The organism is Pedobacter ghigonis, from assembly GCF_903166585.1.
In the GTDB taxonomy this organism is placed as follows: Bacteria; Bacteroidota; Bacteroidia; order Sphingobacteriales; family Sphingobacteriaceae; genus Pedobacter; species Pedobacter ghigonis.
Genome location: NZ_CAESCM010000018.1, coordinates 66,887 through 79,658 on the forward strand (window position 1 = coordinate 66,887; position 12,772 = coordinate 79,658).

The following is a 12,772-nucleotide window of genomic DNA, read 5'->3' on the forward strand; positions in this document are numbered from 1 at the left end:
TGGTCATGAAATTGACTGCTATATTACTACTGGTCGGCACTTTGCATATTTCTGCCGCCACATTTTCGCAAACTGTAACCCTATCCCGTAGAACAGCTCCGTTAAAAACGATATTTAAGGAGATTAAAAAACAAACCGGTTACTTTTTCTTTTACAAAGGTCAGCTTTTAGAAGGCAAGCCCGAGGTTACTGTAGAGTTAAAAAATGCCAGCCTAACCGAGGCCTTAAACTCGTCGTTAAAAGGGCTAAACCTCAATTTTAATATTGTAAACAAAACCATTGTAATCAGCAATAAAGAGAACCAGCCCCTGGAGCCGCTTGCTGTAGTCAGCCAGATCGAAGTTAAAGGTAAGGTGGTAGATAAAGACAATGACGAAAGCTTGCCTGGTGTTAATATTTCCGTAAAAAACGGCGCCAGTATTGGCGTAACTAACGAGAAAGGCGAGTTTAAGGTAACGATTGCCGAAGGCGCTACACTTGTTTTTAGCTATGTGGGCTACGAAATACAGGAAGCCAAAGCAAGCGCGGGCAAAACACTGAATATTAGGCTCACGGCTAAACAGACGCAGATGACCGATGTAGTGATTACCGGTTATCAGGCCATCAAGAAAGATAACTATACCGGTAATGCCATTACGATATCCGGAGATCAGCTGAAAAGGGTAAATCCGCAAAATTTGCTTCAAAGTATAGGCACATTCGACCCATCGTTTAAACTGATTGATAATAACCTTGCCGGCTCAAATCCTAATCGAATTCCGTCTATTAATGTCAGAGGCGCTTCAGCATTACCCAGTGGCGATGGTCAGGTACTTAGACGGGATGAAATTCTTGGAACAGCCAATATGCCGGTTTTCATGCTTGACGGGTATGAAGTAAGTGTGCAGAAAGTGTTTGATCTTGACGTTAACAGAATTGCCTCTGTTACCTCATTGAAAGATGCTGCTGCTACCGCTATCTATGGTTCGCGCGCAGCCAATGGCGTAATTGTGATCACTACTAAAACACCTTTGGAAGGCAAACTAAGGGTTGAATACAATTACGAATTGAATCTAACTGCTGCAGATCTAAGCGATTATCAGGTTTTAGATGCAGCTCAAAAACTGGATTATGAAGTTCTGGCAGGTTTATATAATTCTGCTAAGCAACAGGTATCTCAGGATCAGCTGGATGAAATTTATTACCACAAAAAGGCAAATGTTGTGGGTGGTGTTAACAGTTACTGGCTTTCTCAACCCTTACGTAATACGATCGGAAATAAACATGCTATAAATCTTGATGGAGGTTCATCGGCCTTTCGGTACAATGTTAACCTACGCTACCAAACAAGACCTGGAGCAATGAAAGGATCGCAAAGAGACCAGTATTCAGGTGGAATGAGTTTCCAGTACAACGTTAAGAAAATTCAGTTCAGAAATGAATTATCTGTAACCCAGGTAGGGGCTACAGAATCCCCGTATGGTGATTTTTCAAGTTATGTAAGGATGAATCCCTACTATCCTTTGCAAGATGCGAATGGCATGGTTATGCGAATTTCAGATGTCTACGAAAAACAGGACCGATCAAAAGAATATGTGTTTAATCCACTGTATGATGCCAGTTTAAGTAGTTTTAATAAATCAAAGTATACCGAAATCATTGATAACCTTTCTGCCGATCTGGAAGTGGCAAAGGACTTGAGGTTAAGGGCTCAGATGAGCATAACCACGCGATCAAACGCCGATGATGTATTCACATCTCCCATGGCAAATAAATATTATCTGTACACTTCAGATAAAATCGACGAAAAGGGCGAGTACACAAATAGGGAGATGAAAGAAACCTATTGGGACAGTAATATCAGGTTAACCTGGTTAAAGCAGATAGGCGGCCATTATTTTAATGCACTAGTAGGTGTAAACGCCAGGACAGAACTTCGCGATCAAAAAGAATTTACCGCAATCGGATTTGCGAACGACCGCTTTACCAGTATAGGATTTGCCAAGGGATATGCCGAAGATGGAAAACCATTAAGTAAGCTCGAAAAAGCAAGACTTTTCGGTTCTTTCATCACCATGAACTACTCTTACAAAAACCGTTACCTGATGGATGGAACTGTTCGTATCGACGGTTCTTCTAAGTTCGGTGTAAACAACAGGTTGGCTCCGTTTTGGTCGTTCGGATTAGGCTGGAATGTACATCAGGAGGAATTCTTTAAGGATAATAAAGTAATCAGTCAACTGAGAATAAAGGCCTCTACAGGTCTTACTGGTTCAGTAGAGTTCGATCCCTATTTATCGCGGACCATTTATAAATATAATACCGGAAACTGGTATTCATCAGGCATTGGTGCTAGTGTAAACAGTTATGGTAATGAAAACCTGGGTTGGCAAAAAACACGGATGACGGATATTGGCGTAGATATCGGGTTATTTAAAGACCGTATTATGATTACGCCAAGGGTATACAAGAAGTTTACCAAAGATATTCTGGCCGATATCACCTTACCTCCTTCAACAGGTTTCTTATCGTATAAAGAAAACCTTGGAGACATGGAGAATAAAGGAGCTGAATTAGGACTTACAATAGATGCGGTGAGGAGCAAAGACTGGTCGGTAAACCTGAATGCCAGTATGGTTTCCAACAGAAATAAGGTGGTAAGGATCTCGAATGCCTTAAAGAAATATAACGATAGGGCCGATGAATTGCAGTCGGTAAAACCTGGAGATGGCGGCTACAGGGGGATTCCATTACTTCGTTTTAGCGAAGGACAACCTTTCAATGCTATTTATGGTGTACGTTCATTGGGTATTGATCCGGAAAACGGACGTGAGTTATACCTCAAAAAAGACGGCAGCATAACCTACGATTATGATAAGCGCGATTACGTTGTAATTGGCGATCCTAACCCTAAAGTGAGCGGTTACTTTGGCGGAACGGTTAACTACAAAAGATTTAGTCTTTATGTGCAGTTTCAAACCTTTTTCGGAGGCGACAAATATAATTTAACCCTGGTAGAGCGTGTTGAAAATGCAGATCCACGCTATAATGTTGACAGCCGCGTGTTTGAAGAAAAATGGAAGAAGTCTGGTGACCTCTCTTTTTACAAAAATATAGCTGATATCGGCGAGACCGATGTAAGTTCAAGATTTATACAGCCTGATAATCTGATCAACCTTCAATCAGTCAACCTTTCTTACGACATGAGTAAAAAAATAGCATCCAAACTATCGATGTCAAGTTTGATGTTCCAGGTAACTGCAAATGACGTGGTGCGCTGGTCGTCGGTTAAAGAAGAAAGAGGTATTAATTACCCGTTTACCAGGAGTTTAACCTTTTCTGTTAGAGCAGCTTTTTAAACTTTTTAATCACAGATTTAAAATAAAAAACATGAATATTAGATTATTAATCTGCCTTATTTTAGTAACAGGATTATTCAGTTCCTGCAAGAAATGGCTGGAAATTGAGCCGGAATCAGAAATCGCCGCCCCAATTTTATTCAGTACCGAAAACGGTTTCATGGAAGCAATAAATGGCGTGTATAACCGCAGTACCGAATCAGATCTTTATGGTAAAGAACTTACCTTCGGTACAACCGAGGTATTGGCGCAAAATTTTTCGATGCGTGATGACGGACAGGATTACAGGCAGACCTCCTTGTACAATTATAAACATGGCGAGTTTATCAAACGGAAGGATAAAATATGGGCTGGTTTATACAATTCCATTGTAAACTGTAATTTGATCCTTGAAAATGTTGATGCGAAAAGGAATGTTTTTACAGGCTCAAATTATGCCATTGTAAAAGGAGAAGCACTTGCATTAAGGGCCTACCTACATTTTGACTTACTACGTCTTTTTGCGCCATCGTATTTGCGAAACCCTGCTGCAAAAGGAATTCCGTATGCCAGCAAGTACACAAAGGAAATTACGCCTATGTCTACAGTGTCGGAAGCCATCGAGTTAATCATCAAAGATCTGGAAGAGTCAAAACAACTTTTAACTGCAGATCCCATCCGGAGCGCCGGTTATATTGTAAACTACCCTTTGGTTAGCGATACACTGAAAAATACAGAGGAGAAAAACGCTAGTCTTTTTTTACAGAACAGAAGACACCGTATGAATTATTATGCAGTATGCGGAACATTGGCCAGGGTTTACCTTTATAAAAATGATAAAGTGAAAGCCTTGTTAAATGCTAAAGAGGTAATCGATTCTAAAAAATTCCCATGGACAGCAAAAAGTGATTTTGAGGCTTTTGAAGATTCAAAAAAAGACCGTATCCTTTACAAGGAACTTGTTTTCGGATGGTATATACCTGGTGCTGCAAAAGAAATAAAAGACAATTGGTTTCAAAGTGGTACCAGAGGATTTTATTTAATTGAGGATGCTGCTGATTATATCTATGAAAAGGCAACAGCTGGCGCAAGTGATTCGCGCTACAAATACTGGCTATCTGCTACTTCAAATCAATCGTCGAGATCTTATGATATTGTTAAATACCGCAGAAACCCCTTAAGTGCAGAGGCGAATGCAAATCTACATTACCTGATGGCACCTGCAATCAGGCTGAGTGAGATGTATTACATTGCTGCCGAGTGTTCGTACTCCACCAATCCTGCAACCGCAGTCAATTACCTTACACAGGTTCGGGAAGCCAGACAAATTGGCGATCCTTTATCTATAAACAGTGAAGAAGATTTATTAAAAGAGCTACTTAAAGATGCACGTAAAGAATGGCTGGCAGAAGGGCAGTTGTTTTATATGTACAAAAGGCTAAATAGGGGTATTGTAGGGCAAACCGGCGTAATTATTCCTCCTTCCGATAATATTTTCGTACTTCCACTGCCTAACGATGAAATCGTTTATGGTGGCAGATAAAACATGTGAAATTTTTGAATAGCAAATTATGAAAAAATATATATTAATATTCGCGGTATTCTGCCTTGCTTCCTGCAAAAAAGCAGAAGAGATGCGTTTTGATCACAACGCTAATGTTTATTTCGATATTTATAATGGTGATAAAGATAGTATCGTAAGAACTTTTGCCTATAACCCTACATTAGCTCAGGATACCGTTTGGCTACCGGTGCGTTTATCAGGAATCAGGACCGTTGAAGACAGGAAGTTTAGTGCACGGGTAGACGCTGATTCTTCTACAGCCACTGTTGGCGTTCATTATGAAGCACTAAAACCCCAATATTCCATTCTTCCTAACAGGGGAATAGGATACATTCCATTGGTAATTTATAATAAGGATAAGGAACTGGAAAACAGATCGGTTTCGATACTGATCAAATTAACTGGTACACCCGATCTGGGCATCGAAAATCCTTATCTCATTAGGGCGAAAGTCGTATTCTCGGCCAAACTGGAAAAACCGGGTTGGTGGGATACCTGGCCGCTTCCCCCTTATTCGAGAACCAAACATGAATTGTTCATTCTGGTAACCGGACAAACCTCACTCTCAACCGACGGTTTGGATGCACCAAAAAACCTCTATTATATAGGCCTGTTAACCACGATGTTAAACAATCCTTTTAATTGGGTTACCAAAAATGAAGCAAAAGGATATGTGATTGAAGAGGTAACTGCTGGCAATACAGATAGGTACTATTTCTACAACAAGAAAAATCCGTCCAAAAAAACACTTTTACGGAAAAATATGCAAAATGGTAAATACTATTTTATAGATGAAAACGGCAATGAGGTTATTTAAATATAAAAACATGGATATTAAAAAAATAATATTGCTAATTATAGCAGTGGTATCTATTGCCGCATGTCATAAAGACCTGGGTAATTACGATATCAATATGCCTGTCGAGCCTAAGGTGATTAATCTCGATTCTGTTTATACAGCAAGTGTGGGCGATAGTCTGATCATCAAACCAAAGATAGAAGGTACTGATGCTGCTAATGTAGACCTTGAATGGCGAATCAGTGTAATTGAAGGAAACGATGTGCTTTATAAAGGGCCCGCATTAAAAATCATATTTGGTTTGCAGGCTAAAAGATATGCTGCCCGCTTAACCGTATTCAATAAAGCCAACGGAATGAAATATTTCCATAAGTTTTATATAGATGGCGGGACAGAATTTGCCAGCGGTACAACAGTGTTGAGTATAGAAAACGGAACAACGCAGTTTTCATTTGTAAAACCTGACGGCAGTGTGCAGGCGCGTTTATACAGGGCCATGCAAGGCAAGGATCTGCCTCCAAACCCTACAAATTTATTTCTGCTTAGAAATACATTTACCGGAGGTACCTTATTAGGCTATTGGATTATTACAAAAAACGGAGGCATCAGGCTGGAGCCAAATACCATGCAGGAAGATCCGAAATACCCCAATACACTTAAGAATAACTTTTTTACCACACCTGATAATCTTGAAGTCGGCTCCCTGATATCACACCCTCAGGGGGTAATGATGGGCGTGGTAAATGGCAAATTTTACGGAGGCACCACCAGCACCTGGGATCAGGCTGCTACCTATGGTATGTTTGGTTTACCTGCTGATGGCGATTATGAATTGGCTTCCTCCTTTGTAATGAGCTTTACGCAATCGGCCACTTATTTTATTGGTTTCGACCGGAACAGGAAACAATTTGTCAGAATCAATCTATATGGAGCGCCTGTTTATTTTGGTACCCAATACTCGGTTAGCACAACAACTGCTTTCGATCCTACCAATGTAGGTATGGATCTTGTTCATTTAGAGCAGCTCAATAACGCAGATTGTTTTGCCTTTTGCAAGGGAACCGACGGAAAGATTTACGAGCTTAAGTTTAATGTTCAGTTTAATGGTCCGTTTACTTTTACCCCTCAGCATAAACGCCTTTTTGTGCGTCAAGAGTTGATCAACGAAAATACAAAATGGAGCGGTGCTAAAAATGGGGTAATCTATATTGCCAATGGCAGTAAAGTTTACCGGTACAATCCTGTAAATGAAGAACTCAGAGAACTGGCTACAAGCTTTACCGGGAAAACGATTTCCATGCTAAAACTTAGCGAAGACGAAGAAACGTTGATGGTAGGAACAGAACAGACTGTTTCCTTTCTAAACATAGCTACCGGAATGAACGGCGTATTCATTAAAAAGATCGAAGGCATTCCAGGTGCTCCTGTTGACATCGCAATCAGAAAATAACCCTATTCCATGTGCGTAGCTTTTTAAAAGCCACGCACGTGGAAATTTTAACCATAAAGAACGAACAAATGAAAATTATAAAATTAGCCGCATTGGCCTTATTATTCCCGGTTTTAACCTCGGCGCAAACACCAAACTTTAGCCTTTCCGGCAAAATAGGCAACCTGAATGCCCCGGCAAAAGCTTACATCGATTATATGGACAACGGCGTGGGCCATGAAGATTCGACTGTAGTGGTAAACGGAACTTTCCGCTTTACCGGTCATGTTTCTGGTATAGCTTATGCCCGTATGGCACTCGATCATACCGGTGGAGGCAAACAACGCGCAGTCTACACAGGCGATGTAATCTATTTCTACTTTGGTAAAGAGCAGGTTTTAATCAGCTCAAAAGATTCGTTAGATAATGCAAGCTTTACCGGTTCGAAAGTATATAACGAATATGCTGCTTACAACAAAACCATTGGCGGTACCATTATGGCTCTAACCAAAGCCGTAAATGCCGATTTCAATAGCGGAACACCAGAGCAGCAAAAAGATCCGGCTTATATGAAAGCGGTTGATACCCGTTACCGCAACAACATCAAAGCCCGCGAGGAGAAACAGTTTCAGTTTGCAAAAGACCATCCCAATTCATTTTTTGGTTTAGTGGCTCTGTCTGAGTCGGCAGGGGCAAAAGTAGATGTAAAGAAAGTAGAACCTGTATTCAATGCCTTAAGTAAAGAATTGCGTGCTACCGATCTGGGAAAAGAACTTGCGCAACGCATTGCAGCCAATGGCATAACGGCTATTGGAGCCAAAGCACCTTTGTTTACACAGAACGATGTGCTGGGAAAACCAGTCTCTTTAGAAAGTTTAAAGGGTAAAGTAGTATTGGTTGAGTTTTGGGCAAGTTGGTGCAGTCCTTGCCGTGCCGAGAACCCTAATCTGGTTAAAGAGTATAACCTGTATAAAGATAAGGGCTTCCAGATTTTATCGGTTTCGTTGGATAATGTGAAAGAAAACTGGTTAAAAGCCATTGAAACAGATGGTTTGCCCTGGTTGCATGTTTCCGATTTAAAAGGCTGGAACAACGAAGTAGGTCGTTTATATGGTGTTAGGGCTGTGCCTGCCAGTTTCCTGGTTGATCGTGACGGAACAATTATCGGCAATGGTTTAAGGGGCGAACCTTTAAATAAAAAACTGGCCGAAATATTTAAGAATTAATCGTCCACCTATTTTATAACGCTCAGAGGCTGTCCGCAAGTTGGATAGCCTCTTTTTTTAAAGAACAATAAAAACTAACATATTATATGAGGAGATATTTTAGGCTGCTGGCCTTATGCGTGTTGCTGTTTTCTACAAATGTTTTTGCACAGCAAAAGGTAGCAAGCATCATTTCTGCTGCAGTTAAAAAGGCTTACCCCGCAAGCGTCAGGATGTGGGGCTTTGATACTACCCGTAACGAACGTAACTCTGCACAGTTTAGTGGCGTAGTGGTAAGTGCCGATGGGTATATTTTAACGGCTGCACATACCGTACAGCCCGGCCGTAATTACAAAGTTTTTTTTACCGATGGTCGCGAAGCCATTGCCGAAGCTTTGGGTAAAATTGAAGTGAAAGAAACTCCGGGTGCACCAGATGTGGCCATGATGAAGATCTTAACCAAAGGCAGCTGGCCTTACGCCGAAATGGGGTATTCGCAAAGCCTTGTTAAAAATGAAATGTGCCTCAGCATTGCCTATCCGGAAAGTTTAAATCAGAAATTGCCCACCTTAAGACTGGGGAAGATTGCCGAGGTGAAAAACACCTATGGTTTCATTCAGTCAACCTGTAAAATGGAACCCGGCGATTCTGGCGGACCCTTGTTCGATTATTTAGGGCGGGTAATTGGCTTGCACAGTGCCATTGATGTAGCTGAAGACATGAACTTCGAAATTCCTGTTGATTTGTACCGTAAATATTGGTCGGCTTTGCAACAGGAGAAAATTTATACAGCGTTCCCCGATCAAAGCGATTTATTTAATGCCGATAACCTCGCCGCGCAGATTAAAAAAGATACCGAAAGTGGCAAGATTGATTTCGGTAAAGTAAAGTTTAGTCCAAAATTTAAAAATACCAGTTTTGAGGTCAGCAGCAGGTTAAATGGCGAAATGAAAACGGTTAGCGCTACACTTTTTAACCTAACAGATGTTGCGGGAACGCACAAACAGGTATTGGTTACCAAAAACAGCATGACTGGTGAAGCCATTGGTCTAAAATTTAAGGATAAAACGCTTAATCTGTCCGTAATTGCCCGTGATAAAGAGAACGATTTGATATTGTTGGGTTTGAGCGAAGCCATTCAGGGTGGGATTGATCTGAAAGCGATAAAACCGTTAATCAGCGAAAACCCTGTCGGGCAATTGTTGTTTACAGCAAAGTACGATGCAACTTATTTGCAGAGTGTTTGGAGCAGCACAGCACTAAACTTACCGAAAGTATCGGCTATGCCTTATTTTGGGGCAATGGTGGCTTATAACACCAGTCCGGTAGTGTTTTCGCTTATTAAAGCCGCAAGCCCCGCCGAACAGTCCGGATTAAAAATGGGTGATGAACTGGTAAGTATAGATGGGCAGGCGATTGCTAAATCGGCCGATTTTGTACCTTTTATGGCGAAGTACTGGCCTGATGATGAAATTACACTAAACTGGACGAGGGAGGGGAAACCTTTCACTAAAACCGTAAAGCTGGCCGGAATAGGGCAGGGCAGTTCAAACCATCCGGCCGAAAAGTTTGCTGGTGGTAAATCGGCCCGGCGCGATGGATTTAGCGCAGTGTATGCACACGATCTGGCAGTAACTCCTGATTTAAATGGTAGCCCGGTATTTGATATTAAAGGTAATTTTTGTGGACTAAACATTGCCCGTTTTAGCAGAACGGTAGCTTTGTTTTTACCGGCCAGTGTGGTTTGCAGTTTTATAAACGAGCATATTAAATAAGCAGTTCAGGTCAAAATCAGATTCTTGTTGCAGGCTTAACAGTAGTTTCATATTCACTTGGTTCATTTGTTTTTAAACAAACGATTAAATGAAAAAAGATTTACTTGCCCTATTTACAGCGGCAGCCATCGGTATGGTAGGCTGCAAAAAGAATCACGAAGAACCTGCCACAGATATCAGCTATCCCGATGTGGCCGAAGTTTCAGATCCTTCGGTTTTATTTACCACGGCAGCTGGTGTAAAAGTGTATAATGGTGGTTTTGGTTCGGCAGTTGCCACCGACCCAAATGCACCCGATGTTTTCTACATGCTTACCGATAGGGGATCGAACGTTGCCGGACAACTGGCCAATTCTATCATTATCGGTAAGCCTGATTTTGATCCGCAGATTGGTAAATTCAGGCTAAAAGATGGTAAACTCGTATTGGAACAGGTAATCGAGCTGAAAAATGCTGCGGGTGGCAAACTCAATGGTCTTCCAAACCCCGCAGGTATGGGTGCTTCGGGCGAGATTGCCTACGATTTAAACGGACAGGTAATTGCACCCAGTGCTGATGGGATTGACTCAGAAGGCCTGGTAAGGGCTGCAGATGGTTCATTTTGGATTAGCGATGAATATGGACCACATATTGCCCACTTCGATGCATCAGGTAAAACCATTGAGCGCATTAACCCCTTTGGAACCGGAACCGGTGGACGTAAAATTCCGGCTGTATTCGCCAACAGGAGAGCCAATCGCGGGATGGAAGGACTAGCCATTACGCCAGATGGCAAAACTTTGGTAGGTATGATGCAGTCGCCGATGTATAACCCTACTAAGGCGGCCACAGCAAATTCGGTAGTGCTGCGGATTTTAACTTTCGATATTGCAACCGGAGCAACCAAACAATACGCTTATCTGATGGATAATGTATCCTTAACCGGGGTGAGTGATATTGTTGCAATAAACAGTACTACATTTTTAACTATAGAGCGAGATGGTCTTTTTGGCGGTGCAGCAACTAATCCGGCGGCCTTTAAAAAAGTGTTTAAAATCGATATCAGTGGCGCAACCGATATTTCAGATGCAGCAGATGGTGCTACAGGTAAACTTTACGGCGGAAAAACTGTCGAGGAACTTAACAATGCGGCTGGTTTAAGTACTGCAGGCGTTGTGCCGGTAATCAAAACACTGGTTTTGGATTTACTGAAAGATTTGCCAAAAGTATATCCACACGATAAAGCCGAAGGTTTAGCATTACTTCCCGGCAATATCCTGGTAATTTCGAACGACGATGATTTCGGCGTGGTAGACAATGGAGCAAGCGGATTTGCACAGAAGATTTTGCCTTTAACCAATGCAGTAGATCGTAATCGACTGTATTTTGTGAAAATTAAACTTTAAAATATTTAGCCCCTTATCTTACAGGTAAGTGGCTTTTTTTAGTGCTTTTGCCTGGATTGAGTATAAGCGTTTACAACTTATGGGTGTTGAGGGTTGGCTTTTAAGGTACGGTTGCTTACCGTAATTTTACCCTTTTTTGCTACAGGTGTTGTAAATTAGACAGACATTAACAAGATTTGTATTGTCTATCTTAACTTATTCATATGTATTACACTTGTGCGATTGTTGATGACGAACAACATGCTATTGATGTGTTGACGGATTACATTAACGACACCCGCTTTTTAAGAGTAACCAATAATTTTAACAACCCGATTGATGCCCTGGAAAGCATAAGTGCAGGCGATAAAGTTGATTTCCTTTTTTTGGATATTGATATGGATGGGATGCAGGGTACTGAACTTTCAGCGCACCTGAGGTCGAAGGCGAGGTTTATTATTTATGCCTCTTCCAACCTCGAGCACGATGTAAAGGAAACCAACTCGGATTTTGAATGTTATCTGGGTAAACCGATATCGATGAAACGCTTTTCGGGTACCATAGAAACATTGATGCGGTTGAATAACCTGCCCATAAAAAACTGAAATAAAAAAGATTATGATTGAGCTCTCTTACTCATTTGAACACGAATTTTTAGCCAATACCGCTTATCAGCTGATGCGCGTAAACATGAACGACCCCTGGCTGGTGCTTTCGGGAAGTGATGTGGTTGGCATTATAGATCAGGATGAAAACGACGGCTGGAAACAGACTGTAGGGGAGCAGATGCCAGAAGACGTGGTTAAAGGTATGGGCGACCTGATTGCCATGCAACAGTTTAGCTGGCTGCCCAAGCTCATTAAAAAACAGTGGCCCGAGTATGTGCAGGAAGTTATTGTAGAGAACGAAAAAAATTACGAAGTGGTTTGCCACAAAGATACCTGTCCCGATCGCTTTAAACAACGTTTTACACCAGGCATTCATGCCTTAGCCAAACGCGAAACCGAGCTGGTATTCAAAGTTCGCCGCTTTAAAGTTTCAGGCCATTATCACGTAGTTAAAACACGCACCGCCGACCGCTACGCTTAAAAGTGATTGAAGGCTTGAATGTTGGAAGGTTTGAAGGTTGAAAGGTTGGAATGTTTGAAAGTTGGAATTTAAAACCATTCGATCATTCACTAATTCTATGATTCTTTTATTAGTGATTGAGTGTTGGAATTTTGAATGAGTGAATTTAAAGTCATTCAACCATTCACTAATTCAATCCTTCTTTTATTAATGATTGAGTGTTGGAATTTTGAATGAGTGAATTTAAAACCA

Annotated in this window: 9 protein-coding genes; all 9 read left to right on the forward strand. The window is 41.3% G+C overall.

The window, feature by feature from the left end:
• The first annotated feature begins 5 nt into the window (after positions 1-5).
• The 9 genes from HWV58_RS21280 (at position 6) to HWV58_RS21320 (ending at position 12,541) form a co-directional block, all read left to right on the forward strand.
• Positions 6-3,338 carry a SusC/RagA family TonB-linked outer membrane protein gene (locus HWV58_RS21280; RefSeq protein ID WP_175636026.1) on the forward strand — a complete coding sequence of 1,111 codons (3,333 nt, stop codon included), beginning with the start codon at positions 6-8 and terminating at the stop codon, positions 3,336-3,338.
• A 31-nt stretch (positions 3,339-3,369) separates the two neighbouring features.
• Positions 3,370-4,860 carry a RagB/SusD family nutrient uptake outer membrane protein gene (locus HWV58_RS21285; RefSeq protein WP_175636027.1) on the forward strand — a complete coding sequence of 497 codons (1,491 nt, stop codon included), beginning with the start codon at positions 3,370-3,372 and terminating at the stop codon, positions 4,858-4,860.
• 28 nt (positions 4,861-4,888) lie between these two features.
• Entirely contained in the window at positions 4,889-5,698 is an 810-nt protein-coding gene (locus HWV58_RS21290; RefSeq protein ID WP_175636028.1) for a DUF4843 domain-containing protein, read from the forward strand.
• A 10-nt stretch (positions 5,699-5,708) separates the two neighbouring features.
• Positions 5,709-7,130 (forward strand): PKD-like family lipoprotein, encoded by a 1,422-nt coding sequence (locus HWV58_RS21295; protein ID WP_175636029.1) that lies wholly within the window; start codon positions 5,709-5,711, stop codon positions 7,128-7,130.
• Positions 7,131-7,198: 68 nt separating this feature from the next.
• Complete coding sequence (locus HWV58_RS21300; RefSeq protein ID WP_175636030.1) at positions 7,199-8,335, forward strand: TlpA disulfide reductase family protein; 1,137 nt, start codon at positions 7,199-7,201, stop codon at positions 8,333-8,335.
• Positions 8,336-8,421: 86 nt separating this feature from the next.
• Positions 8,422-10,089, forward strand: a complete 1,668-nt coding sequence (locus tag HWV58_RS21305; RefSeq protein WP_175636031.1) for a S1C family serine protease — start codon at positions 8,422-8,424, stop codon at positions 10,087-10,089.
• Positions 10,090-10,177: 88 nt separating this feature from the next.
• Positions 10,178-11,473 (forward strand): esterase-like activity of phytase family protein, encoded by a 1,296-nt coding sequence (locus HWV58_RS21310; protein WP_175636032.1) that lies wholly within the window; start codon positions 10,178-10,180, stop codon positions 11,471-11,473.
• Positions 11,474-11,676: 203 nt separating this feature from the next.
• On the forward strand, positions 11,677-12,057 hold the full coding sequence (locus HWV58_RS21315) for a LytR/AlgR family response regulator transcription factor (RefSeq protein ID WP_175636033.1): 381 nt from the start codon (positions 11,677-11,679) through the stop codon (positions 12,055-12,057).
• 13 nt (positions 12,058-12,070) lie between these two features.
• The gene (locus HWV58_RS21320; protein WP_175636034.1) at positions 12,071-12,541 is read left to right on the forward strand and encodes a hypothetical protein; all 471 of its coding nucleotides are present in this window, start codon (positions 12,071-12,073) and stop codon (positions 12,539-12,541) included.
• Positions 12,542-12,772 lie beyond the last annotated feature (231 nt).